Origin of the sequence: Pseudomonas peli, assembly GCF_050563605.1 — a bacterium.
Classification (GTDB): Bacteria; Pseudomonadota; Gammaproteobacteria; order Pseudomonadales; family Pseudomonadaceae; genus Aquipseudomonas; species Aquipseudomonas peli_A.
In genome coordinates this window covers 120-24,663 of record NZ_JBNXUH010000006.1, presented here as the reverse complement: position 1 = coordinate 24,663, position 24,544 = coordinate 120, and the positions used below count along the sequence as shown (strand labels likewise).

22 protein-coding genes are annotated in these 24,544 nt (G+C 61.6%); 12 read left to right on the top strand and 10 right to left on the bottom strand.

All coding sequences use genetic code 11. The annotated features are described in order from the left end of the window. Nucleotides 1–13 precede the first annotated feature (13 nt). Complete coding sequence (locus tag ACQ4LH_RS08635; protein ID WP_430696803.1) at nt 14–1,135, bottom strand: branched-chain amino acid ABC transporter substrate-binding protein; 1,122 nt, start codon at nt 1,133–1,135, stop codon at nt 14–16. Between the two features lie 309 nt (nt 1,136–1,444). Here ACQ4LH_RS08635 and ACQ4LH_RS08630 point away from each other — a divergent pair, with 309 nt between their 5' ends. The 4 genes from ACQ4LH_RS08630 to ACQ4LH_RS08615 all read left to right on the top strand — a co-directional run bounded on the left by ACQ4LH_RS08630 (nt 1,445) and on the right by ACQ4LH_RS08615 (nt 3,975). Continuing rightward, nucleotides 1,445–1,762 (top strand): DUF2288 domain-containing protein, encoded by a 318-nt coding sequence (locus tag ACQ4LH_RS08630; protein WP_430696802.1) that lies wholly within the window; start codon nt 1,445–1,447, stop codon nt 1,760–1,762. A gap of 75 nt (nt 1,763–1,837) precedes the next feature. Next, the gene (locus tag ACQ4LH_RS08625) at nt 1,838–2,206 is read left to right on the top strand and encodes a DUF5064 family protein (protein WP_430696801.1); all 369 of its coding nucleotides are present in this window, start codon (nt 1,838–1,840) and stop codon (nt 2,204–2,206) included. 84 nt (nt 2,207–2,290) lie between these two features. Beyond that, nucleotides 2,291–3,196, top strand: coding sequence for an NAD(P)-dependent oxidoreductase (locus ACQ4LH_RS08620; RefSeq protein WP_430696800.1), 906 nt, complete (start codon nt 2,291–2,293; stop codon nt 3,194–3,196). Then, the gene (locus tag ACQ4LH_RS08615; RefSeq protein ID WP_430696799.1) at nt 3,193–3,975 is read left to right on the top strand and encodes a hydroxypyruvate isomerase family protein; all 783 of its coding nucleotides are present in this window, start codon (nt 3,193–3,195) and stop codon (nt 3,973–3,975) included. The genes ACQ4LH_RS08620 and ACQ4LH_RS08615 overlap by 4 nt, the downstream gene beginning before the upstream one ends. A 48-nt stretch (nt 3,976–4,023) precedes the next feature. Here the strand turns inward: ACQ4LH_RS08615 and ACQ4LH_RS08610 are convergent, their stop codons facing one another. Continuing rightward, nucleotides 4,024–6,222, bottom strand: coding sequence for a hypothetical protein (locus tag ACQ4LH_RS08610; protein ID WP_430696798.1), 2,199 nt, complete (start codon nt 6,220–6,222; stop codon nt 4,024–4,026). Between the two features lie 310 nt (nt 6,223–6,532). On the opposite strand from ACQ4LH_RS08610, the gene ACQ4LH_RS08605 reads away from it, so the two are divergent. Beyond that, nucleotides 6,533–7,864 (top strand): spinster family MFS transporter, encoded by a 1,332-nt coding sequence (locus ACQ4LH_RS08605; RefSeq protein ID WP_430696797.1) that lies wholly within the window; start codon nt 6,533–6,535, stop codon nt 7,862–7,864. Nucleotides 7,865–7,973: 109 nt separating this feature from the next. Beyond that, on the top strand, nt 7,974–9,932 hold the full coding sequence (locus tag ACQ4LH_RS08600; RefSeq protein ID WP_430696796.1) for an HD domain-containing phosphohydrolase: 1,959 nt from the start codon (nt 7,974–7,976) through the stop codon (nt 9,930–9,932). A gap of 20 nt (nt 9,933–9,952) precedes the next feature. On the opposite strand, the gene ACQ4LH_RS08595 is transcribed toward ACQ4LH_RS08600, so the two are convergent. The 4 genes from ACQ4LH_RS08595 to rapA all read right to left on the bottom strand — a co-directional run bounded on the left by ACQ4LH_RS08595 (nt 9,953) and on the right by rapA (nt 16,242). Then, nucleotides 9,953–10,837 (bottom strand): M48 family metalloprotease, encoded by an 885-nt coding sequence (locus ACQ4LH_RS08595; protein WP_430696795.1) that lies wholly within the window; start codon nt 10,835–10,837, stop codon nt 9,953–9,955. A gap of 20 nt (nt 10,838–10,857) precedes the next feature. Beyond that, nucleotides 10,858–11,361, bottom strand: coding sequence for an SH3 domain-containing protein (locus ACQ4LH_RS08590; protein ID WP_430696794.1), 504 nt, complete (start codon nt 11,359–11,361; stop codon nt 10,858–10,860). Further along, complete coding sequence (locus ACQ4LH_RS08585; protein WP_430696793.1) at nt 11,354–13,201, bottom strand: CHASE2 domain-containing protein; 1,848 nt, start codon at nt 13,199–13,201, stop codon at nt 11,354–11,356. Before ACQ4LH_RS08585 ends, ACQ4LH_RS08590 begins: the two co-directional genes overlap by 8 nt. Before the next feature lie 197 nt (nt 13,202–13,398). After that, nucleotides 13,399–16,242, bottom strand: coding sequence for an RNA polymerase-associated protein RapA (gene rapA / locus ACQ4LH_RS08580; protein WP_430696792.1), 2,844 nt, complete (start codon nt 16,240–16,242; stop codon nt 13,399–13,401). 174 nt (nt 16,243–16,416) lie between these two features. Between rapA and ACQ4LH_RS08575 the strand changes: the two genes are divergently transcribed. The 4 genes from ACQ4LH_RS08575 (at nt 16,417) to ccoM (ending at nt 17,761) form a co-directional block, all read left to right on the top strand. After that, nucleotides 16,417–16,716, top strand: coding sequence for an aspartate-semialdehyde dehydrogenase (locus ACQ4LH_RS08575; RefSeq protein ID WP_430696791.1), 300 nt, complete (start codon nt 16,417–16,419; stop codon nt 16,714–16,716). An 11-nt stretch (nt 16,717–16,727) separates the two neighbouring features. Further along, nucleotides 16,728–17,330 carry an alpha-ketoglutarate-dependent dioxygenase AlkB family protein gene (locus tag ACQ4LH_RS08570; protein ID WP_430697027.1) on the top strand — a complete coding sequence of 201 codons (603 nt, stop codon included), beginning with the start codon at nt 16,728–16,730 and terminating at the stop codon, nt 17,328–17,330. Then, on the top strand, nt 17,327–17,488 hold the full coding sequence (locus ACQ4LH_RS08565; RefSeq protein WP_090248299.1) for a hypothetical protein: 162 nt from the start codon (nt 17,327–17,329) through the stop codon (nt 17,486–17,488). The genes ACQ4LH_RS08570 and ACQ4LH_RS08565 overlap by 4 nt, the downstream gene beginning before the upstream one ends. Nucleotides 17,489–17,644: 156 nt before the next feature. Next, on the top strand, nt 17,645–17,761 hold the full coding sequence (ccoM, locus tag ACQ4LH_RS08560) for a cytochrome c oxidase subunit CcoM (protein ID WP_325175658.1): 117 nt from the start codon (nt 17,645–17,647) through the stop codon (nt 17,759–17,761). Nucleotides 17,762–17,914: 153 nt separating this feature from the next. On the opposite strand, the gene glpD is transcribed toward ccoM, so the two are convergent. Together glpD and ACQ4LH_RS08550 are read right to left on the bottom strand one after the other, a co-directional pair. Then, the gene (gene glpD / locus ACQ4LH_RS08555) at nt 17,915–19,456 is read right to left on the bottom strand and encodes a glycerol-3-phosphate dehydrogenase (protein WP_430696790.1); all 1,542 of its coding nucleotides are present in this window, start codon (nt 19,454–19,456) and stop codon (nt 17,915–17,917) included. 378 nt (nt 19,457–19,834) lie between these two features. After that, nucleotides 19,835–20,593 carry a DeoR family transcriptional regulator gene (locus ACQ4LH_RS08550; RefSeq protein WP_430696788.1) on the bottom strand — a complete coding sequence of 253 codons (759 nt, stop codon included), beginning with the start codon at nt 20,591–20,593 and terminating at the stop codon, nt 19,835–19,837. A gap of 96 nt (nt 20,594–20,689) precedes the next feature. Between ACQ4LH_RS08550 and ybaK the strand changes: the two genes are divergently transcribed. Further along, the gene (ybaK, locus tag ACQ4LH_RS08545; protein ID WP_430696787.1) at nt 20,690–21,160 is read left to right on the top strand and encodes a Cys-tRNA(Pro) deacylase; all 471 of its coding nucleotides are present in this window, start codon (nt 20,690–20,692) and stop codon (nt 21,158–21,160) included. 37 nt (nt 21,161–21,197) lie between these two features. After that, nucleotides 21,198–22,685, top strand: a complete 1,488-nt coding sequence (gene glpK / locus ACQ4LH_RS08540) for a glycerol kinase GlpK (RefSeq protein WP_430696786.1) — start codon at nt 21,198–21,200, stop codon at nt 22,683–22,685. Nucleotides 22,686–22,737: 52 nt separating this feature from the next. Here the strand turns inward: glpK and ACQ4LH_RS08535 are convergent, their stop codons facing one another. Beyond that, nucleotides 22,738–23,520 (bottom strand): type IV pili methyl-accepting chemotaxis transducer N-terminal domain-containing protein, encoded by a 783-nt coding sequence (locus ACQ4LH_RS08535; RefSeq protein ID WP_430696785.1) that lies wholly within the window; start codon nt 23,518–23,520, stop codon nt 22,738–22,740. Nucleotides 23,521–23,593: 73 nt separating this feature from the next. Beyond that, a partial coding sequence (locus tag ACQ4LH_RS08530; RefSeq protein ID WP_430696784.1) for an alginate export family protein occupies nt 23,594–24,544 on the bottom strand: 951 nt, incomplete at its 5' end.

Below are 24,544 nucleotides of genomic sequence, written 5' to 3'. Positions count from 1 at the left end.
TCAGGCGGGAAGCTTACTTGGCTTCAGTCTTGGTACCGTCCTGGTGCCATTCGTAAACGACGAAGCTGAAGTCTTTCAGGTCGCCCTTCTCGTCGAAGGCCAGGTTGCCAGTCGGGGTGTCGAAGCTGTTGGCACGCAGGGCTGCGGCCACTTTAGCGGTGTCGGTATCGCCAGCCTTGGTGATGCCTTCGGCGATCACTTGTACCGCGGCGTAAGCCGGGAACACGAACGGACCGCTGGAGTCTTCGTTTTTGGCTTTGAACGCATCAACCAGAGCCTTGTTGCGTGGATCCTGGTCGAACGACTTCGGCAGGGTAACCAGCAGGCCTTCGGAAGCTGGGCCAGCAATGGCCGAGATTTCCTTGTTGCCTACGCCTTCTGGGCCCATGAACTTGGCGCTCAGACCTTTCTCAGCCGACTGACGCAGCAGCAGGCCCAGCTCTGGGTGGTAGCCACCGTAGTAGATGAAGTCCACGCCGGCTTGCTTGAGCTTGGCGATCATCGCGGAGAAGTCTTTGTCGCCGGCGTTGATGCCTTCGAACATAACGACTTTGGTGCCTTTGCTTTCCAGGGTCTGCTTGACCGCGGTAGCAATGCCTTCACCGTACTGCTGCTTGTCGTGGATTACCGCAACAGCTTTCGGCTTGACGTGGTCAGCGATGAAGTTACCGGCGGTTGGGCCTTGCAGGCTGTCCAGACCGATGGTGCGGAACAGCAGTTGGTAACCGCGAGCGGTGATGTCCGGGCTGGTGGAAGCCGCGGTGACCATCAGGATGCCTTCGTCTTCGTAGATGTCGGACGCTGGCTGAGTGGAGCTGGAGCAGAGGTGGCCAACCACGAATTTAACTTCGTCGTTGACGATCTTGTTGGCTACGGCAACGGCTTGTTTCGGATCGCAGGCGTCGTCATACACCACGCCTTCGAGCATTGCGCCGTTCACCCCGCCGGCCTTGTTGATCTGCTCGATAGCCATTTTGGCACCGATGAACTGCATTTCACCGTATTGCGCGACTGCGCCGGTGACTGGGCCTGCCAGGCCAATTTTGATGGTGTCAGCCGCTACCGAGTAGCTGGCAACGCCAGCCATGGCCATGGCGGCAAACAGTTTGGAAATCTGCTTAGTAGCCTTGTTCATAGTGCTCCACTCTTATTGGTTTTGATTGTTGTAGTTCTGGCGGCCAAAGCTGCAGAACCGGGTTGTTTCCCCGGTCATCCCCCCGGCAACTGTACCGCTGCAGTGTAGAGCGCGGCTTTGCGGCTTGAAAAGCGGCTTACTGGGGGCAAAACCCTGGGGTGTCGCTTTAACGCAATAAATGTATAGAAAAACGGCGTGTCTTGATCGCCGTTGGCAACGTCGCGAGCAGCGTTGCGAATTTGCCAGCGGGCTGGTCGACGCTATCATGGCGGCCGATTTAAAAAGCGGCCATCCATGACAGGGCAAACCATGACAGAACAACCTAGCACCCTCTATGCCAAGCTGCTTGGTGAAACTGCAGCTATTACCTGGCAGGAGCTGCAACCTTTCTTCGCCCGCGGCGCCTTGCTGCTGGTCGATGGCACTCAGGATTTGATCGAAGTGGCGCAGGCAGTGGCTGAGAACGAGCACGCCAAAGTTGCCGCCTGGCTCGCAGCAGGTACATTGAGCAAGGTTGATGACAGCCGCGCCGAAGACCTGCTAACCCGCGATCCAGAGCTGTGGGCAGTGGTTGTGGCGCCCTGGGTGCTGGCGCAGGAACGCACTCCGCGCGCGCCGCTGCACTGATCTGGCGCGTGTACCACGCTTTATCCTGAGCAACTATGCTGGCAGCACCACGGACTGATTGCAGGAGCTGCCAGTATGTTTGAACCCGGACATTTGCATCGCGCCAATACCTTGGCCACGGCCGAGACGCCGCTGTTTAGCGTTGACCTCCATTACGAAGTACGCCAGGACCCAACCGAAGGCCCGATGTTGCATATGAGCATGCAGGGGCAGGTGGACGGCAAGGCGTTTGAAGAGGTCTTCGAGCTGCACCGTGATACCGCCTACAATTTCGCCAGCGTGGCCACGCGCCTGGCGCACAAGCATGGCTTGCCGACCAACAGCAGCCTGATCATGCGCAGCCACGCGGAGTACGACCTGATGTTCGAGGATATTCGCGCCAAGCTCGGCGCGCAGAGCGGCGAGCCGGTCAATCTCGATCATCTGGAAAAAGACGGTTTGTAGGTCGTTGCCCGGGCGTTGACTGGCGGGACAGGTTCCGGTGCCGCTAGGTTAAGATGGCGGCCATCAATGAGTCGGAGTCTGCCTATGTCCACCTCCCTTCCTGCTTTAGCATTTGCTGGTATTGGCCTGATGGGGCTGCCCATGACCCAGCGCCTGCTGGCCGCCGGTTATCCGCTGAGCGTGTGGAATCGTTCCCCTGATAAGTGCGCGCCACTGCAAGCGTTGGGTGCGCAGGTTATTGCCAGCCCGGCGCAGCTCTGTGCTCAGGCCGATATCGTCATGCTTTGCCTGGCCAACACCGAGGTGGTGCGCGAGGTGGTGTTTGGCCCGGGTGGCATTGTTGAAACGGCCAAATCTGGCCAGCTACTGGTGGATTTCTCCAGCCTGGAACCGGCGGCCACCCGCGAGATGGCCGCCGAGTTGCACGCCCGTTGCGGTATGCACTGGGTCGATGCACCGGTCTCCGGCGGCACACCGGGTGCGGCCAACGGCACGCTGGCGATCATGGCTGGTGGCCGGGTTGAGGATATCGAACGGGTGCGGCCGATTCTCGCGCATCTGGGGCAACGCCTGACGCGCATGGGCGACGTTGGCGCAGGCCAGGTGACCAAGGTGTGCAACCAGATGATCGTCGCTTGTAATGCGCTGGTGATCGCCGAAGTGGTCGCCCTGGCCGAGCAGGCCGGGGTCGATGCCAGCCTGATCGCGCCAGCGCTGGCCGGCGGTTTCGCCGATTCCAAGCCGCTGCAGATTCTCGCGCCGCAGATGGCCGAGAGCCAGTTTGAACCGGTCAAATGGCATGTGCGCACCTTGCTCAAGGATCTGGATACGGCGGTCAAACTGTCGCAGCAAGTCGGCTCGGTCACGCCGCTCAGTGGTCTGGCGGCGCAGCTGATGCGCCAGCACGGCAGCCAGGGCAATCTGGAGCGTGACCCTTCGACTCTGGTGCAGCTCTACCGGGGGCCACAGCATCAAGAGTCACAGCCATGAAGATCGCCGCCAACCTGTCGCTGCTGTTTACCGAGTTGCCGTTGATCGACCGAGTAGTGGCCGCCGCCGCTGCGGGCTTCGATGGCGTGGAAATCCAGTTTCCTTATGAGCTGCCGGCCGTTCGCCTGAAAGAGGCATTACAGGCTGCCGACATGCCGCTGCGCCTGATCAACCTGCCAGCCGGTGACCTGATGAGCGGCGGGCCCGGCTTGGCCGCTGTGCCTGCGCGACAGACCGAGTTTGATGCCGCGCTGCAGCAGGCCTTGAGCTACGCCGCGATGGTGCGCCCTGCGCTGGTCAATGTGCTGCCGGGGTGTCTGGCTGACGGCGTTGAGCCTGAGCAGGCGCTGGCCTGTCTGATTAGCAATCTACGCAAGACCGCCGAGGCCTTTGAGTTATTGGGCATTGGCGTGGTGGTGGAGGCGATCAATCCGCTGGATATGCCGGATTTTCTGATCAACACCCCTGCGCAACTGGATGCGCTGCTCAAAGCCGTGGCCCATCCCAATCTGGCTGCGCAGTACGACCTCTACCATATGGCGCGTCAGGGGCTGGACGTGCAGGCCGGTATCACCTTGCTGGCAGAGCGTATCGGTCACGTGCAGTTTGCCGATTACCCGGGGCGTGGTGCGCCGGGCACTGGCGAGCTGCAGTTCGCGCCGCTGCTGACGGCTCTGCGTGACAGCGGTTATCAGGGCTGGCTGGCGGCCGAGTATCGACCAGGAGAGGCGGGCACCCAGGCCAGCCTGGACTGGCTTGAGGAATGGCGAGCGAACTGAGGCTGCAACCTGCAACCCGATTGACCTCGGGTTGCAGGTTGCAGTGGCTTACTCGGGCTTGTCTTCGGCGTACTTGTTAAGCGAGATAACCCGGGTTTTGCCGATGCGGTGGCGGTAGATCTCGCGCAAGTACTTGATGGCTTTTTTCACGCTGTCGCGTGACAGGCGGATGTCGTTGATCGAGACGAACTTGTCCTGATCGTGGATCAGCTCGCGGTACTTCTTCTCGTACATCGGCTTGATCGCGTACCAGTTGGTGTCGAGGATCTTCGCCGGGTTTTCGTACTCGTTAAGCATCGCGTCGACACGCACCTCGTCGAACTCATCGCTCATGATGAAATCGAGAATGGCGTTGTCCAGGCTCTCGTCGAAGCGGTGTGGGTCGCGGGCGAAGCAGCGCTTGATAAAGGCCACGATCAGCGTCAGGAAGTCGTCCGACAGGCACGGGCTCTTGGCGATCAGGGTGGTCAGCGACAGGTTGGCCGAGGCGCCGATCACCAGCGCATAGCGCTTCAGCGTGGTGTTGGGGAACAGGCTGTTGAGGTGGGTCTTGAGCCGGTTCAGGTCCATATAGGACAGCTTGTAGTCTTTCGGCAGCGAGACAATCGACACCACCGAGGAGCAGTTCTTGAAGAAGTGCAGGTCGCTGAGTTTGGCGGCGTTGTAGTCAGACTTCTTGTACTCATCCAGCGCTTCGCGGTAACGCTTGGACTCGATTGGCAGCAGGCTGATGCCCTCGATGGCCTGGGTCACCTTGTTGAAGTGCGGCAGGTCGATGGAGCGGAAAAACAGGTCGTCGATATTCAGCCGCGACGGCTCTTTGTCCAGCACGCGGAATTTCTCCAGCGTCGCCGCGCTTTGCTCGGGCACCACCGACTCGGCATACGCGACGGCCACCGGGCCGGCCAGACTCATAAACAGGTCGTTGGCGTCCAGGCGGATGGTTTCACCAATGTCGATGCCGGCGCGGCGGAAGTAGTTCTGGTCGTAGTCGGTAGTCACCGCCTGGGCGGTGAGGATGTTGAAGATCTGCTGCGAGATGTACTGGTTGGCGTGACGCTCCATGGCGTTGACGTCGATGTTCTGGATGTTGCCGTCGTCGCTCTCTTCGGCATAACGCATGATGTCGTTGGAGATCAGCATCATTGCGTTCCATGGGCGGATGCGGCGCATCACGCTTTCTTCGCTGTTCTCTTCATTGTCGAAGTTGTAGGAGAAGTCCCACTCCTCGGCGAGGTACTTGCACAGCAGGCGGCCGGCGTTGATGTGCAGGGCTTCGGACATCTCGCTGCGCTGGTCGGAGATATTCGGCAGGATGCAGATGCCGCTGGTGAAGATCGGCTCGAAGACGAAGCTGTGGTCGCGGTTCTCCGGGCTTTCGTCGAAATTCTTGGTGTCGAAGGTCTTGCTCATGTAAGCGAACTGCTGCGCCAGGCCGAACTCCGAAGCCATGCCCGAGCCTGTGCCGCCGCCGGCGCTGAAGATGTAGAAGTACAGGCGCGACTGGTTGGCCTTGATGCCGCAGGAGTCGATCAGGTAGCTGTGAATAAACTTCCAGTCTTCGTTGGTGAAGCGCTGGGTGTCCTTGTTGAGGATGATCTTGGCCAGGTACTGACCGAGGATCGGCGCGTTACCGGCGCCGCCCGCATGCACCTCGGAGAGGTCCATGATTTTCATCTTGCTGTAGTCGCTGAGGAAGCCGCTGGTTTCGCCCTTGCGTGAGAAGCGGATGCGCCCCTCGATGTCCTTGTCCAAGTCACCGAGCATGACCAGCGGCTCGATCAGGAATACCGGCTTGCTGTCCTTGTTCGGTGCGCGCAGCAGGTTGCTGCGAATCCAGCGCGTGGGGCGGAAATCCTGCTCGGCCACGGCCTTTTCTTCGTTGTTGAACTCGCTCAGGTAGAACTGCCGGGCGTTGTAGACCAGGGAGGCGACATCCAGGGCGATGTTCGAGCCGCAGCGGCCGAGGCCGATCAAACAGACCGAGGGGAAGTGCTGCACCCGCCGTTCGCTGTCGTCATCCTGCGGCGCCGGAGGGAACACCAGGCTGCGCAGGCCGTCTAGGTTATCGAGGATGCGATCAATGTCGCGCTCAGTGAAGTACATGTACTGCTCGCCGCTGCTGTCCAGTCGCATGGGGGGCTTGAGCGGGGAGGGGCGCTCAAGCGGCGCGAGCAAGGTATCAGCCAGGTCAGCCAGTGTGGCTTCGGTCGCGGGGGAGGTCACAGCGTCTTTTTTTGTTTTCATTTAGAGACATTCCGGCGGCTAACGAGGGTGGAGCGGCAAATGGCCATGTTTCGCTCAACAGGCTTGTTTGTAGCATGAAAAATAGAAAATCTCGCTGTTTCACACGGTTTTACTGAGGCATATCCGGAGTTTTTCCGATGCGCTTTGTGACCTGTGTGCTTGCCTGAGCGCCCATTACCCGGCATACACGCAACAAATAGTCACAGACAGCATAGACGCAAGGCTCTAGATTGCGCCTGCACATGCTGGATACGGCGGTTGGCCATGCGCCACCGACCTGCTTCGATAACAACAAATAGAGATGGATCCCATGCAGCAGCAGTCCCTACAAGCGGCGAATGCCTGGCGCATTCTGTTCCTGCTTTTTCTCGCCAACCTGTTCAACTTTTTCGACCGCACCATTCCGGCGATCATCATCGAGCCGATCCGCATGGAATGGGATCTCAGTGACCTGCAGCTGGGCTTGATCGGTACCGCCTTTACCATCGTCTATGCGATTGCCGGCATTCCGCTGGGGCGCATGGCCGACACCGGCGCGCGGCGCAAGATCATGGGCTGGGGCCTGGCAGTCTGGAGCGGGCTGACCGCAGTTAACGGCCTGGCCTGGAACTTCTGGAGCTTCCTGCTGATTCGCATGGGCGTCGGCATTGGCGAGGCCAGCTACGCGCCGGCGGCCAACTCGCTGATCGGCGATCTGTTCCCGGCGCACAAGCGCGCGCGTGCCATGGGCATCTTTATGCTCGGCCTACCGATTGGCTTGCTGCTGGCGTTCTTCACCATTGGTGCAATGGTCAAGGCGTTCGACAGCTGGCGTGCGCCATTCTTTATTGCCGCCGTGCCGGGGCTGATCCTGGCGCTGTTTATGTTCTTCATCAAGGAACCCAAGCGCGGCGCGGCCGAGCTGGTGCAGTCGCGCACCACGCCGGTGGAAAAACCTCTGCGCAAGGTCATGGCAATCCGCACCTTCTGGTGGCTGGTGATGGCCGGCCTGGCCTTCAACTTCGCCACCTATGCCTGTAACTCGTTCATGGTGCCGATGCTGCAACGCTACTTCCTGATGCCGCTGGAGCAGGCGGCGATGGCCACCGGGGTAATCGTCGGCTTGACCGGTCTGGTCGGCCTGACCCTGGGCGGCTGGCTGGCGGACAAGATCCACCAGCGCTGGCAGACCGGGCGTCTGCTGTTTGCCGCGCTGAGCATGTTGATTGCTTCCATGGCCACGGGTTACGCCCTGCTGGCCGAGCGGGTGGAAATTGCGGTGTTCGTGGCGCTGTTCAGCATCGGCTGGCTGTTTGCCTACAACTTCTACACATGCGTCTATACCGCGATTCAGGATGTGATCGAGCCGCGCCTGCGGGCCACCGCCATGGCGCTGTTCTTCGCTGGTCTGTACCTGCTCGGTGGCGGCCTTGGCCCATTGGCGGTGGGCATGCTGTCGGATCACTATTCCCACGCGGCGATGCTCGCGGCCGGGGCCAGTGAAATGAACGAGACCTTCAAGGCTGTCGGCCTGCACAACGCCATGTACCTGATTCCGGTGGCCTTGCTACTGACTATGCTGGCGCTGCTGCAGGCCTCGCGCTGCTTCGTCGCCGATGCCGCGAAAATGCAGCAAGGCATGCAGCTGCAGCCTGCCACCTAAGCTGTTTTACCCGGCCGTTCGGCATGCGCCGGACGGCCGGGCAACGGCTAAATCCTGTGCAATACTCAGTCGCACTGCTGTCACGCAACTGCGACTGAGGACAACCACCATGGGCACTTCCCGCCTTGTGCTGGGCCACAGCAATGCGCTTGGCGAACACCCCCTGCACAACCTCCTGGCTCAGTGCCCACTGAGCTTGCAGCCGATTGATGCCCCTGACTCTTTGCCGGATGAACTGGCGCTGGTGCTGCTCGATGAGCGGCTGCTGGCGCTCCGGCCGTTGGCCGACTGGCTGGGTTGCGGCGCGATTCTGGTGGGCTGCATGGATCAGCCTGGCGTCCTGCCGTTGCCGCCACACGCCAGTGTCGAGGAGCTGTCGGCGTTGCTGCGTTTTGCCGGCGAGCAGTACAGCCTGCGGCATCAAACCGAGCAACTGGCCGCCGCCCTGGCGGGCAAGCATGATGATCTGAGCAAACTGGTGGACGTGGGTCTGGCGTTATCGGCTGAGCGTGACCTGGACCGTTTGCTGGAAAAAATCCTTATCGAAGGGCGGCGCTTGTCCAACAGTGACGCCGCCTCGCTGTTTCTGGTCAGCCGCCGCCCGGATGCGCCGGCGCAGCTGATCTTCAAGCTGACGCAGAACGGCACGCTCAGCCAGAACAGCTTTCAGGACCAGCGCATGCCGCTGAGCAAGGCCTCGATTGCCGGCTACGTGGCACTAACCAGCACCGAGCTGAATATCGAGGACGTGTATGCGATTGCTGCCGATGCGCCGTACCGCTTTAACCGCTCTTTCGACCTGCAGATGGGCTACCGCACCATGTCGATCCTGGCGATCCCCATGCGCAACCATCGCCATGAAGTGGTTGGCGTGCTGGAATTTATCAACCGCCAGCGCAAGGGTAGCGAGCAGCTTGAGCCTGAGCTGATTGCCTTTGATGAAGAAACCGCCGTGTCTTTGCGTGCATTGGCCAGTCAGGCGGCAGTGGCGATCGAGAATCGCCAGTTGCTGGATGACATCAGCCGGCTGTTCGACGGCTTCGTGCAGGCCTCGGTGTTTGCCATTGAACAGCGTGACCCGACCACCAGCGGCCACTCCTTCCGGGTTGCTGAACTGTGCCTGACTCTGGCCAACCAGTTGCCCCACGCCTCAGATTCGCGCTTGCGCGAACAGGCTCTGAGCGTCGATGGCTTGCGCGAGTTGCGCTACGCCGCTTTGCTGCATGATTTCGGCAAGGTCGGGGTGCGCGAGCATGTGCTGGTAAAAGCCAAGAAGCTCGCCGAGCCGGTGCTGGAAAACCTGCGTTATCGCGTTGCCTTGGCTCAGGAAAACCTGCGTAACCAGACCCTGCGCAAGATGCTGCATGCCTACCGTCATCAGGGTGGTCTGAGTGATGAGCGGCGCCTGCAAATGGAAGCCGAGCTGGCCTATGAATGCGAGCGCCTGGAGCGTTACCTGAACAACATCATCCAGGCGAACGAGCCAAGCATGCTCAGTGAAGGGGATTTCCAGCACCTGCAGGAAGTGCAGGGCGAACTGGTCAAAGCCCCCGGCAATTGCCTGGTCAGCCTGCTCAGCGAGGGTGAATTCAGCGCCCTGGCGGTGCGCAAAGGCAGTTTGACCACGGCCGAGCGCGAAGAGATCGAGCGGCATGTGGTGCACACCCAGCAGTTTCTCAGCCTGATTCCCTGGACTCCGGACCTGCAGGGCGTGCCGCATATCGCAGGCGCACACCACGAGAAACTTGATGGCAGCGGTTACCCGAAAGGCTTGATTGGCGATGCGATTCCCTGCGCCTCACGGATCATGACCATCTGCGATATCTACGATGCTTTGACTGCGGCGGATCGCCCCTACAAACCGGCAATGCCGCTGGAGCGGGCGCTGGATATTCTCAAGAGTGAGGCGCAGAGCGGTTTGCTCGACGCCGAGCTGGTGCAGTTGTTTATCGCCAGCCGCTGCTTCCAGGTGACGGGTGCGCCGGGCTCGCACACCACCTCACCGTTTAGCCATCACGTGTGTGATTACGAGCCGTCCTGTACCCGTGAACATCCCCACACTCATTGAGGTGGGGCTATTGGCCTCTATCACTTGCTTCTAAGCGCCTGCTGATAGCGGGCATCCAGGCTTTGGGTCTGGCCGCTGGCGTTCTTATCGATATACAGATAGACCGGCTGCAGGCGCTGCAGGCGGTCGTCGATACCTGGGTGCACCTTGAGAAAACTGGTGAGCGCCGCGTCGTTCTGCCGGGTGGTGCCGAGGGTCTGCAGCACGCCGGCCAGGCCGTAGGCGTCATAGCCGGCGCGGGTGGCGATTACCGCGCCCATGGCATCGGCTTCGTATTCATCACCACGATCCAGGCCGCGGCTGTAAAGATCGCTGACGCTGCGGGTAAAGCGGTCGGTCAGCTCGCCGGCCTGACTGCCTCCCTTGTCGGCGGCGCCGGCTTGCACGGCGAGGGTGGCGAGGTCAGTCAGCAAGCCAGTTTGCGCCTGCTGCTGAATGGCCTTGAGGTGATGCTGCTGCACCACGTGGGCGACTTCATGGGCCAGTACGCCGGCCAGTTCGGCCTCACTGTTCATCCGAGTGAGCATGCCGCTGGTAATAAACACGTAACCGCCGGGTGCCGCATAGGCAGCCACTTGCGGGCTGTCGAGCACGACGAAACGCCAGGGCAGGTCGGGGCGCTCGCTGTGTTGGGCGACCCACAGGCCGACGCGGTTGACGTAGGCCTGCAGCGGCGGATTGTTCAGCACCGCAGCTTTGCTCAGCAGGATAGAGGCGGTGTTCTGTCCGATCACCCGCTCTTCATCGACGCTTTTCTGGCCCATGTTGGTCAGGTGCTGGCCGGCGCTGGCCAGTTTGCCCAGATCGACGCCCTGAATCTGCATACCTTCCATGCCCTGGCAGGCGCTGAGGCTGACAACCAGGCCGAGCAGGCTGGCGCATTTGAGTAATACGGCTGTTTGCATGTCGCTCTCCTCTCGGCGTATTAGCGGGCGTAGGGCAGGTTCTGACTGCGTAGGCCGCCTTGCTGGGCGAAGCTGCGCGCCTCACTCGGGCTGGCGGCGAAGGCATCCAGGCTCTGCACGCTGGCCGAGGTGTTGGCACTACCGCTGCGCAATTCTTCGTCGCTGATACCGCGAATCCCGGTGGCTACGCCGCTGGCAGGGGAGGCCTGGTTGCCGAGCTTGAGCAGGCTGCCCAGGTCATTGCTGCGGCTGGCTTGCGCATCCTTGGCAAAGCGCAGGCTGAGCAGTGGCAGCCAGCCGCGCTGGCCGCTTGAAGTCTCTACCTGATACCAGCCGCCCTGGCGTTCCAGCACCAGTACCTGCGTCTGTTTGCCGACCTGGCCGACACTGGCGGCCGAGGCGCTGGGGTCTGCGCGCAGGGCGCTGTCCTGCAGGGTCTGCGCCTGGCGTACTTCGGCCAGTGCCGAGAAGCCGTAGAAGCTGAATATCAGCGCCACAAGGGCACTGCAGAGGCCTTTATTCATCATGTCTCCTTCGCGGTTCGTAGAGCATTACGGCTTCGGCGCGACCTTTTACCTGGTGTTCGCCCTGGGGCACGAAGTCCAGATCGAGCGTGCAGCCCTCACGGGTGGCGGCAGAAATCAGCAGATGGGCGCGGCCCTTGGTCAGCCCTTCGATGCGGCTGGCGAGGTTCACCGTGTCGCCTATTGCAGTGTAGTCATAGCGCTGCTTTGCGCCGACCAGGCCGACGACCGCTGGTCCCGTGTGCAGGCCGATGCCGATGTCGAAATCCGGGCAGTTGTAGTCGCGGCGAAAAGCGTCGAGGTTTTCCAGCATTTCCATGGCCGCCAGGATGGCTTGGTCGGCTTGCTGCGGGTTGTCCAGCGGCGCGCCCCAGAAGGCCATGATGGCGTCGCCGATAAACTTGTCGAGGGTCGCCTGGTGCTTGAACAGCACCTCGACCTGACTGCTGAAATAGCCTTCGAGCAGGTGCACAATTTCTGTTGGGGTGTGTTGCTCGGAGAGGGTGGTAAAGCTGCGGATATCGGAAAACAGCACGGTGAGCTGGCACTCCTTGCTTGCCAGCAAGGCTTCCGGATCGTCGCGCGACACCAGCTGGTTGACCACCACGGGGTCCATAAAACGGCTGAACAGACGAATGGTGTCCTGCAATTGCTGGCGCCGGCGCAGGTAGAACAGCGCCAGCGCCGCGGCCAGTAGCAGCCACAGGCAGATCAGCCCGGGCAACACGCCAAGCAGCAGGCCCTGCAAGGCCAGCCAGTAGCTGCCGGCGAACAATGCCAGGCTGCCGAGCAGGCACAGGGCAAAGGCCGCCGGCAGCTGTTCGCGCAGCAGCAATCCACTCAAACCGAGTAATAACAGCAGCGGGCCGAGCAGCTCCAGCCAACTCTCGGCTTCCTGCAACTGGTTGTTGTTGAGCAGGTTGTCGATGGCTGTCATCAGGATAAACGGTGCCGGATAGAGGGTATCCAGCGGGGTCGGACGCAGGTCGTGCAGGCCGGCGGCGGTGGTGCCAATCACGATGATGCGGTCCTTGAACAGTTCGGCTGCCAGCGGTTCGCCCTGATTGCGCGCTGCCGCCAGCACGGCGGCATAGGGCAGGCGTGGGTAGGGCAGGCGACTGGTGCCGGGCCAGTCCAGCAGCAGGTTCTGTTGTTGCGGCAAGCTGCCGGTAAGGTCATGCACGATGCGCGCAGGCATGCTGGGCAGGCGCCAGTCGGCAAAGCTGCGGTACAGCTCGTAGCGCCGGCCGATGCCGTCGGCATCCGGGCGAAAGTTGATGCTGCCCAGGCGCCACAGTTCGCTGGGGAAGGCGTTGGGCAGCAGGAGTAGGCCGCGTTGATCGTCCGTGCCGCGTTGTCCTGGGGCTTGCCAGGTGGATGCGGGATAGTCGCGCAGCAGTGGCGGCTGGCTGCCTTTATCGGCTTGCTGAACCAGGGCGGCTAGGTAGGTTTTGGAGCTGCGCTGCAGCACTTCGGCAAAGTAGCTGTCGGCGTCCGGGTTGAACTGATCAGGCTCGCTGAATAGGATGTCGAAGGCCACGGCCTTGGGCTGTTGGCTGAGCAGGTATTCCAGTAGTTCGCCGTGCAGCGAGCGCGGCCACGGCCATTTTCCGGCTTCACCGGCCAGCACTTGCAGGCTTAGGTCGTCGATATCAATCAGTAACAGGCGCGGGTCGGGCGTCTGTTCGGCGGCGCGCTGGCGGATCAGCCAGTCGAGGTGGGCATTGTTCAACCCGTTTAGCGCGGGCCACAGATGCAGCAGGGGAAGCAGGAGCAGCGCCAGCAGGCAAAGCCCGCCGAGGCTATGACGAAACCGGCGCGAGGCGGCGCGTGCAGGCACTGTGAGCTCCTGTGGGCTGTGATGACAGAAGTATTGCTTCTGACTCTAGCAGCCCGTTGAAACTACCTGCGTTGCCGATACTGCGTTGAAAACAGGCTCGGAATGCTCATTTACAGCAGTAAACTCCGCTTCCTCGCCTGTTTTCGCCTTGTCTCGGCGGCCTCGCCTACGTTTCAACGGTCAGTAGCCAATGCTGCTTAACCCGCGACCAGTACGCGAATGGCCTCCAGACGCAACGCCGCCTTGTCGAGCATGGCCAGGCCTTGCTCGCGCAGCTGGCGCAGGGCGTCGAGTTCGCTGTCGCGCACGCTTGGGTTGACCGCTTGCAAGGCGATCAGGCGCGCCAGTTCCTCGTCAGTTTCGGCCGCCAGGCGGCGCTTGGCTTCGTCGACGCGCGCAGCGTGGCGTTCGGCGACCTTGCCTTCGCCAGCGTTGATCAGCGGGTTGAGGCTGTCACGCTGGGCCTGGACGAACTTGTTGGCGCTGGCACGCGGCACGGTTTCCAGCTGTTCGTTGAGCTTTTCGAACGAGACCTTGGCCGCCAGGTCGTTGCCGTTGGCATCGAGCAGGCAGCGCAACGCGATAGGCGGCAGGTAGCGGCCCAGTTGCAGCGCGCGCGGGGCGACCACTTCGCTGACATACAGCAGTTCCAGCAACACGGTACCGGGTTTCAGCGCCTTGTTCTTGATCAGCGCAACGCCGGTGTTGCCCATCGAGCCGGAGCGCACGAGGTCCATGCCGCCTTGCACCATGGGGTGTTCCCAAGTGAGGAACTGCATGTCCTCGCGGGCCAGGGCCAGGTCGCGGTCGTAGGTGATGGTCACGCCTTCGTCATCACCCAGCGGGAAGCTGGCATCCAGCATTTTTTCGCTGGGGCGCAGGATCAGCGCGTTATCGGAATGGTCTTCGCTGTCGATGCCGAAGGCGTCGAACAGTTGCTCCATATAGATCGGCAGGGCGAACTGGTCATCCTGCTCGAGAATCGCCTCGACCAGCGCTTCGCCTTCGCCGGCGCCGCCGGAGTTGAGCTCCAGCAGGCGGTCGCGGCCGGCGTGCAGCTCACCTTCCAAGCGCAGACGCTCAGTCTTGGCTTCATCGACCAAGGCCTGCCATTCGCCGTCATCGCCGCTTTCTAGCAGCGGCAGCAGGCGGCTGCCGAACTGGTGCTGCAGGGCGTTGCCGGTTGGGCAGGTGGCGAGGAAGGCGTTCAGCGCCTGGTGGTACCACTGGAACAGGCGTTCCTGCGGGCTGTTTTCCAGGTAGGGCACGTGCAGCTGGATACGGTGCTTCTGGCCGATACGGTCGAGACGGCCGATACGCTGCTCAAGCAGGTCCGGGTGGGCCGGCAGATCGAACAGCACCAGATGGTGGGCAAACTGGAAGTTACGACCTTCCGAGCCGATTTCTGAGCAGATCAGCACCTGGGCGCCAAACTCTTCGTCGGCGAAGTAGGCCGCCGCGCGGTCGCGCTCAAGGATGCTCATGCCTTCATGGAACACCGTAGCCGGGATGCCTTTGCGCACACGCAGGGCGTCTTCCAAATCCATGGCGGTTTCGGCGTGGGCGCAGATCACCAGCACCTTGAATTTCCTGAGCATCTTCAGGGTGTCGATCAGCCACTCGACGCGCGGGTCGAATTTCCACCAGCGTTGTTCTTCATCGACATCCGGCTGCGCCTGGTAGCTGACTTCCGGGTACAGGTCGGCATGCTCGCCCAGCGGCAGCTCCATATATTCGTCGGGGCTTGCCAGCGGGTAGGGGTGCAGCTCGCGATCCGGGAAACCCTGCACGGCGGCGCGGGTGTTACGGAACAGCAGGCGGCCGGTGCCGTGGCGGTCGAGCAGTTCGCGCACCAGACGTGCGGAGGCTTCGCTGTCACCGGCATTGACTGCTGCCAGCAGCTCTTCACCGCCGGCGCCGAGGAAGTCGTGAATGGTCTTGTGCGCAGCATCCGACAGGCGACCCTGGTCGAGCAGTTCCTGCACGGCTTCGGCAATCGGCTTGTAGTGCTCGCTTTCGGCGCGGAAGGCGGCCAGATCATGGAAGCGGTTCGGGTCGAGCAGGCGCAGACGGGCGAAGTGGCTGTCCTGGCCAAGCTGTTCCGGGGTGGCGGTGAGCAGCAGCACACCGGGGATGACCTGGGCCAACTGTTCAACCAGGGCGTACTCAGGGCTGGCGTGCTCGGGGTGCCAGACCAGGTGGTGCGCTTCGTCGACCACCATCAGGTCCCAGCCGGCGGCAAACAGCGCGTCCTGGGCCTTTTCGTCGTCGCATAGCCATTCCAGGGCAACCAGGGCCAACTGGCAGTCTTCAAACGGGTTGCTGGCATCGCTTTCGATAAAGCGCTCTTCATCGAACAGCGCGACATCCAGGTTGAAGCGTCGGCGCATTTCCACCAGCCACTGGTGCTGGAGGTTTTCCGGTACCAGGATCAGCACCCGGCTGGCGCGCCCTGAGAGCAGTTGACGGTGGATCACCAGGCCGGCTTCGATGGTTTTACCCAGGCCCACTTCATCGGCCAGCAATACGCGCGGAGCGATGCGGTCGGCGACTTCGCGAGCGATATGCAGCTGGTGCGCAATCGGTTGCGCACGCACGCCGCCCAGGCCCCAGAGGCTGGATTGCAACTGGCGGCTGGTGTAATCGAGGGTGTGGTAGCGCAGGGCGAACCAAGGCAGCGGGTCGATCTGCCCGGCGAACAGGCGATCACTGGCCAGGCGGAACTGGATAAAGTTCGACAGCTGGGTTTCCGGCAGGGTGACGCTTTCATGCTGCGCATTGAGACCGTGATAGACCAGCAGACCGTCGACGTCGTCGACTTCCTGCACGGTCAGCTTCCAGCCTTCGAAATGGGTGATTTCATCACCCGGCGAGAAGCGCACGCGGGTCAGGGGCGCATTGCGCAGGGCGTACTGGCGAGTTTCGCCGGTGGCCGGGTAGAGCACGGTGAGCATGCGGCCGTCCTGCATCAGAACGGTTCCCAAACCCAGCTCCGCTTCGCTGTCACTGATCCAGCGTTGCCCCGGTTCATACTGCGCCATGCTTGTCTCCCGCGTGAAAAAGCCGACTATGTTAACGCAGCGTCGGGCCCTGGCCCAAGGCGCATTACTACGCATCGGGCACTTTGTGTGTTTAGGTAGATCGAAAGTGTAGCGAGGCAAGGCTCAAGTCGCGGCTTGACTGGCCGACAGTCTGACCAAAGGAGGGCTAAATAGATGCTGCCGCCAATCCCCCACAGTCTGGTTCCCGTAACCGTCCAGCACGACGTGGTCAAACCGCGCCCGGAAATCCCGCCGGTCACAGCGTCCGCCGAAAGCTCCAAGGAAAGTGGCGTAAGCCTGGACAAGCGCCATCCGCAGGAAGCCGAAGCGCTGCTGCGTGAAGAGCAGCGCCGCCGTCAGCGCCGCCACGGTTACACCCCTGAAGAGCTTGCCGAAGGCGAAGTGGCCGAGGCCGATGAAGCCGTGGTGGGCGAGTTGCCGCGCCAGGGCCTGTGGGTGGATGTGGAAGTTTGAGTGATTTAGCCGTGGATCTATTTGCCGACAGCCCCTTGCAGCTGCCCAACGCCGATTTGCAGCTGCTGGCGCAGTGGCTGGATGCGGCGACTGCCGATCACTGGCTGGCCGAATTGAGCGCGCAGACGCCCTGGCAGCAGCCGCAGGTGCAGATTTACGGGCGGCAATTGCCGGTGCCGCGTCTGGTGGCCTGGTATGGCGACGTCGAGGCCAGTTACCGCTATTCAGGTTTAACCCATCAACCATTGCCCTGGACGCCGCTGCTGGCGCTGATTCGCGGGCAGGTGGAACAGGCGGTGGGGCAGCCACTCAATGGTGTGCTGCTCAACTATTACCGTGATGGCCAGGACTCCATGGGCTGGCACAGCGATGATGAAGCCGAGTTGGGTGCTAATCCGCTGATCGCCTCGCTAAACCTGGGCGGCACCCGGCGCTTCGACTTGCGCCGCAAGGGGCAGAGCCGCATTGAGCATTCGTTGCCGCTGCAGCATGGTTCGTTGCTGGTCATGCGTGGGCCAACCCAGCATTATTGGCAGCATCAAGTGGCGAAGACGCGCAGCCTCTGCGCACCACGTCTGAACCTGACCTTTCGTTTGATCAAGCCGAGCCCATGAGCAAAGACGACAAGCTGATTGATTTCGCCGCCGAGCGCGACAAGCGCATCCATGACCTGCGCGATAAGAAACTCAATGAAATGCGTGATGCCTTCGAGCAGGCCCTGCCGCTGCCCAAGGGCAAGAAAAAGCCCAAGGGCAAACCGAAAAAGCCTTGAGGCGGCTCCGTCATAGGCTGATTTGTTGATCTGGATCAGCTAAGCCCTGCCTCATCTGGCCCGCGCCCGCCGCTTGTTGATCTGGATCAATAGCGCCCCTGCAGCCCCTGTTAATTTGAAGCCATACCCACACAGGCTTCATAGCAGGAGGCAACCATGTTTATCGATGTCGTAGTTCTCGCCGGTATCGGCACCGTCGGTCTGATGGTCGCCTTCTTCGCCGGTGTCGGTTATTTCATCTGGCAGGATTCGCACAAGCGCAAGCAGAGCTGATTTTGCTGTAAGGGGCACGCAAGGCAATTTGGGCGACTTCGGTCGCCCTTTTTTATGGCCTGCCATCCATGGCGGTCACCCTGCGGGCCGTCGCTACGCGACGTTAAAAATGATTCCCGACCATTTTTTATGGCCTGGATTTATGCGGGGGATTTACGCTGCGTGAGCATCTTCCGGGCTGCGCGGCGATTCGATGCGCAGGTAGCTGTCGAGTTTGGCTTGTTGCGCCGGGGTGGTGAACAGACCGAGTTTGCTGCGCCGCCAGAGAATGTCGTCAGCCTGCATAGCCCATTCTTCCTGGCACAGGTAGTCGACTTCACGGGTGTACAGGCCGCCACCCAGGTGTTCGCCAAGGTCGCTGAGGTTGCTGACACCTTTGAGCATTACCCAGCTGCGGCTGCCGTAGCTGCTGGCCCAGCGCCGCGCCAGTGAGGTGGGCAGCCAGCCAAAGCGGGCGCACAGCGCTTCCACCAAGGCGCTCTGGCTGTCCAGCTGCTCTGCGCCGGGTAGCAGGCTGCTGGCGGTCCAGCTTGGGCCCATCTTGGGAAAGAACGGCGCCAGTTGCGCCAGCGCCGATTCGGCGAGCTTGCGGTAGGTGGTTAGCTTGCCGCCGAACACCGAGAGCAGCGGCGCTTCGCCGGGGTGGCCAGACAATGAAAGGGTGTAGTCGCGGGTGACCGCCGAGGGATCGTCCGACTCGTCATCACACAACGGTCGCACGCCAGCGTAGGTGTGCAGGATATCGCTGCGCTGCAGCTGCTTTTTGAAGTGGGCGTTGACCACATTCAACAGGTAGTCGGTTTCTTCCTCGCTGATCGCCACCTTAGCCGGATCACCTTGGTATTCACGGTCCGTGGTGCCGATCAGGGTGAAGCGCTCCTGGTAGGGGATGGCGAAGACGATGCGGCGGTCTTCGTTCTGCAGAATGTAAGCCTGCTCGCCGTCGAACAGGCGCGGCACGACGATATGGCTGCCTTGGATCAGGCGAATGCCGTAAGGCGATTCCTGTTTCAAATCTTCGCGAATAAACCGCGCCACCCAAGGGCCGGCGGCATTTATCAGGGCGCGGGCGCGAATCGAGAACAGGCTGCCGTCGCTGCGCTCCAAATGGATATGCCACAGGCCCTTGCTGCGCCGCGCGCTGACGCAACGGGTGCGGCTGTGCACGTGGGCGCCTTGCTCGCGGGCAGCCATGGCGTTGAGTACCACCAGGCGGGCGTCATCGACCCAGCAATCGGAATATTCGAAACCGCGGGTGATCTCGGCTTGCAGTGGGCTACCGGCGCCGAAACGCAGGCTGCGCGAGCCTGCCAGCTTCTCGCGCTTGCCTAGGTGGTCATAGAGAAACAGCCCAGCACGAATCATCCAGGCCGGCCGCAGGTGCGGGCGGTGCGGCAGGATAAAGCGCATGGGTTTGACGATATGTGGGGCTTTGCTAAGCAGCACTTCGCGCTCGGCCAGTGCTTCACGCACCAGGCGGAATTCGTAGTGCTCCAGGTAGCGCAGGCCGCCGTGGATCAGCTTGCTGCTGGCCGATGAGGTGTGCTGCGCCAGATCGTCCTTTTCGCAAAGGAACACGGACAGGCCGCGTCCGGCTGCATCGGCGGCAATCCCGACACCATTGATGCCGCCGCCGATCACGGCAAGGTCATAGACTTCAGCGAGGGGAGTGTTGCTGGCGGGACGAGTAGGCATGGCGGCACCGAAAGTCAGTATTGAACTTTGAATGTTCACTTTCGAAAATATGCTAGTCGAATAATCACGGCTTCGCCACCCCGTAATGCGCTTTCGCGCCCAGTGGTCGTCCTGTGAAGAGGGAAGAACCTGCCTCGGGTCTCGCGAGCTAGAGCGGGACAAGGCAGAAATGGCCGAGGGCGCGGACGACTGCATGGATGCAGGAGGTAGAACGAAGCAGGATGCCCGAGTCGAGTTTACTGGCTGTAAATGAGCAGTACTCGTTTCACTTGCCCTTCGGGCCGCGCTAAAGCGCGTTAGCCGCAAGCGGCTTTCCGAGGCCATTTCTAACGCAGTATCGCCGACGCGCAGCAGATACGAGGCTGGTTCGACGGGGGCTTACACCAGGTCGAGATGAACCTTGTGCTCAGTGAGTAAGCGATTGATCGCAGCTGAGGGCGCTGCATCGGTAAACACTCGGTCGACCAGCGCGACCGAGCCTAGGCGCACCACAGCGTTGCGGCCGAACTTGCTGGAGTCGACGGCCAAAAAGACCTGGCGCGCATTGCTGATAATCGCCTGGGAGACCCGTACTTCCTGGTAGTCGAAGTCGAGCAGGCTGCCGTCTTCATCGATACCGCTGATGCCGACCAGGGCGAAATCGACCTTGAACTGCTGGATAAAATCCACCGCCGCCTGGCCCACTATGCCGCCGTCGCTGCGTACTGTGCCGCCGGCCAGCAGCACTTCGAAGTCGGCCTTGGCGCTGAGCTGGGCGGCCACGTGCAGGTTGTTGGTGATGATCTTCAGGCCCTTGTGGCCGAGCAGTTCACGGGCGATGGCTTCGGTGGTCGTGCCGATGTTGATAAACAGCGAGGCGTGGTTGGGAATCTGCACGGCGATGGCGGCGGCGATGCGTTGCTTTTCATCGCGCATCTGCCCGGCGCGCATGCTGTAGGCGGTGTTCTGCGTACTTGAGCTTTCACTGGCGGCACCGCCGTGGGTGCGGCGCAGCAGGCCCTGTTCGGCGAGCTGGTTGATGTCGCGGCGGATGGTTTGCGGAGTGACGGCAAACGCCTGGGCCAACTCGTCGATGCTGACATAGCCGCGTTCGCGGGCGAGTTCGAGAATGTCGTGTTGGCGGGGCGGCAGGGTCATGAAAACTCCTTGAAAGTGCGCGCCATTATAGGCTGTCGTCGCAGCCAATTTGGGCTAAGGTACGCCAACTTTGTCAGATTGTTTTCACATTCGAACATGACTCCTGCCATTGATCTGCTGAAAAAAGCCAAGGCTGTGCACCAGGTGCACAGTTATCACCACGATCCCAAAGCAGCTTCCTATGGCCTGGAAGCTGCGGAAAAGCTCAATCTTGAGCCTGCTCAGGTGTTCAAGACCCTGCTGGCGGCCAGTGAGAAGGGCGAGCTGCTGGTAGCAGTAGTGCCGGTGGCCGGTACGTTGGATTTGAAAGCCCTGGCTCATGCCGCCGGAGTGAAGAAAGCCGATATGGCTGACCCTGCTGCAGCACAGCGCGCTACCGGTTATCTGTTAGGCGGCATCAGCCCGCTGGGGCAGAAGAAGCGCCTGCGTACTTTTATCGATGAGTCGGCGCAGCAGTTTCCCAGCATTTACGTCAGCGCCGGACGGCGCGGGCTCGAAGTGCAGCTGGACGCCGCTGTGCTGGCGCAGCTGACGCAGGCTTTGTTTGCACCTATTGGTCGCGGCTAGCAGCCGCTCTACAACTTATAAAAACAAGGAAATCTGCATGTCTCATTACCTGCTTGCCATCGACCAGGGCACCACCAGCAGCCGGGCGATTGTCTTCAGTGCTCAGGGGCTGCCCGTGGCGCGTGCACAGCAGGAGTTCAAGCAGTATTTCCCGCAGGACGGCTGGGTTGAGCATGACGGCGAAGAGCTGTGGCTGAGCACTCTCAAGGTATGCCGTGAGGCGCTCAAACAGAGCGGCCTGAGTGCCAGTGATGTGGCCGCGATTGGCATCACCAACCAGCGCGAAACCACCCTGGTGTGGGATGCGCAGACCGGTATGCCGATCCATCCGGCGATTGTCTGGCAGGATCGGCGCACCGCCGATTACTGCGCCGAGCTGAAAGCCGCCGGACATGAGGCGGCGGTGGCAGCCAAGACCGGGCTGTTGATCGACCCGTATTTCTCCGCGACCAAATTGCGTTGGATTCTGGAAAAAGTCCCCGGCGCCCGTGAGCGTGCCGAGCGCGGTGAGCTACGTTTTGGCACCGTGGACTCGTTTCTGTTGTGGCGCCTGACCGGTGGCAAGTCGCACAAAACCGATGCCAGCAACGCCTCGCGCACTTTGCTATTCAATATCCACAGCCAGCAGTGGGACGAAGAGCTGCTCAAGCTGTTCGAGATTCCCGCCAGCCTGCTGCCCGAAGTGCTCGATTGCGCTGCCGACTTTGGCAGCACCGAGCCTGGGCTGCTAGGCGCGGCGATTCCGGTATTGGGCATGGCCGGTGATCAGCAAGCCGCGCTGATCGGTCAGGCCTGCTTTGCCCCAGGCATGGTGAAAAGCACCTACGGCACCGGCTGCTTTATGATCCAGAACACCGGCAGTACGCCGGTCACCTCGAAAAACCGCCTGCTTACCACTGTGGGCTATCGCCTTAACGGCAAGGTTACCTATGCGGTCGAGGGCAGCATCTTTGTCGCCGGCGCCGCCGTGCAGTGGCTGCGCGATGGCATCAAGCTGATCAGCCATGCCCGTGATTCCGAGGCGATGGCCGAGCAGACCGGTGACGCCTGCGGCGTGTACCTAGTGCCGGCCTTTACCGGCCTGGGTGCGCCGTACTGGGACCCGAAAGCCCGTGGCGCAATCTTCGGCCTGACCCGCGATACCGGGATCAAGGAAATCGTCACCGCCGGCCTGCAGTCGGTGTGTTATCAGACCCGTGATCTGCTCGAAGCCATGCGTCAGGACGGCGCCGCCGAGCCCAGCGCGCTGCGGGTGGATGGCGGCATGGTGGAAAACAACTGGGTTATGCAGTTTCTCGCCGACATCCTCGGAGTGCCGGTGGAGCGCCCGGAAGTCACGGAAACCACGGCGCTCGGTGTGGCTTATCTGGCGGGGCTGCAAGCTGGGCTTTATAAAGACCTGGAGAGCATCGCCCGGCATTGGCATCGGCAGCAGCGGTTCGACCCGCGCATGGCCGACAGTCATCGCAGCAAGCTGTATGACGGCTGGTTGGATGCAGTGAAAAGGGTGCGCAGCGAAGGCTGATATGTAGGAGCCAGGGGGACGCCTAGTCCTTGCTGGCTCCTACAGGGTGGCTTCAGGAGCCTGTCAGCATTACTCCTTCATATTGATTGGTCAGCTCGTTCATCTGCCACAGCAGGGTTTCCGTGGTGGTGGTAATTACCGTCGGCACGTAGCGCGAGTCGCTGGCCAGGTTGAACCCGGCGCGGGTAAAGCGCCACTGCGCTTCGGCCTGGGTCAGGCCCTTGCTGATCTGCGCGGTGTTCTGGTCGGCCTGCTGCAGCTCCTGCAGCGCCACTTCAAATTCGCCGACGGCCTGCTCGAAGCTCGGCTGCAGGCCCTCGACCGGTAAGCGCCAACTAATGGCCAGGTACAGCTTGGCGATGCGCTGGCTGAGCATGCGCTGGCGACCGCTACGGTTGACCAGCACCGCACTGCGGCCACCGCTGTGGCGTTCAAGCAGTTGCACCACCTGCTCGCTCTGCGTCAGCAACTGATCGCTGAGCTCCAGTACCAGCAGTGCCTGTTGTTTATCGGGGCGCGACAGTGCCAGTTCGCGGTATCGCTGCCAGGTTGTGCCGGCCTCTTGCAGGGCGCTGCGGATTTCTGCGGTGGGTGCGTATTCGCTTAGGGCCAGGTAGTTGCTTTCGAATTTGGCGATGCTCTGGTCGAGTTGCTGTTCGGCCAGGTCAGGGCGGATCTCGGCACCCAGCATCAGGTAGCTCTTGGCAATGCGCTGGCTGAGCATGCGCTGCATGCCCGACAGGTTCATTGCTTCGGCCGCGTTGATGGTGGCCCAGGCCGTTGGGCTGAGCAGGCTGCAGAGCAGGATTAGGGGGATGATAAGTCGACTGGTCATAGGACTCTCCGCAGACGCGCGGCGTCCTCGCCGCGCGCCATCAGTAGATGGCCCCGTTGCGGGGCCGGGGCTATCAGTAGCTGTATTGCAGCTGTACCCAGAGCTTGTCGGTATCCACGGCAAAGTCATCGGCATCGTAGCTGGCGTATTTGACCAGCCCAACCAGGCCTTTCACGCCCGGAATCGGGTGGGCGTAGGACAGATTGATCTCCTCGCCATACTGGCTGCTGCCTTCTTCGGCGCGAAAGTCGTGATACCAGGCCTGCAGACTGCCGCCAAACAACGGCGCGGTGACGCCGGCGTAGGCATCCTTGACGCCGCCCGCGGGCGTCATCAGGAAGATATCGGCCCAGCCCTGGAAGGCATGCTTGGTCGCCAGTGGGGTCTGGAAGGCGCGGTTGCCCGGCCCGCTGTCGCCGCCGAGCACTTCATAGCCGGCTTTCAGTGCCACGCCTTGGACGGTGTAACCGAGTTCGGCCAGGTAGTAGTCGCTATCCAGATCCAGCGGGTTGTCGGCGTATTCACTCTGCTGCGCATATTCCAGTACGTAGCTGACGCCTTGGATGGCACCGTTGAGGCGCAGGCCGGTGGTCTTGCTCGACTGGCTGCCGGCCGTCAGGTTGTCCAGGCCCAAGCGGTATTGGTAGGCGGTGGCGGTCAGCTCCGGCATCAGGATGTACTGGGCGTTGAGCAAGTGGCTGTGGCCTTCGATATTGGCCGGGTTGGCGGCAGTGTCGTACTGACCGTTACCGGGGCCGAAGATGCTGTTGATGTTGTCGATATAGGCGTAGGTCAGGGTCAACCCGGCCAGCGGTTTGAGCTGAGCCAGGGCGCCGTCGTAGGTCTGCTCGTTCTGCCGCCAGGCCACGCCGCCAACGAAGCGCTGGTTGTCCAGGTTGATCCGTTGGCGGCCGAGCACGGCCGCGCCGTACTTGTGGTCATAGCGCAGCAGGGCCTGATTGATTTCGCTGCCATCCGGGTCGGCGANGCGTAGGTCAGGGTCAACCCGGCCAGCGGTTTGAGC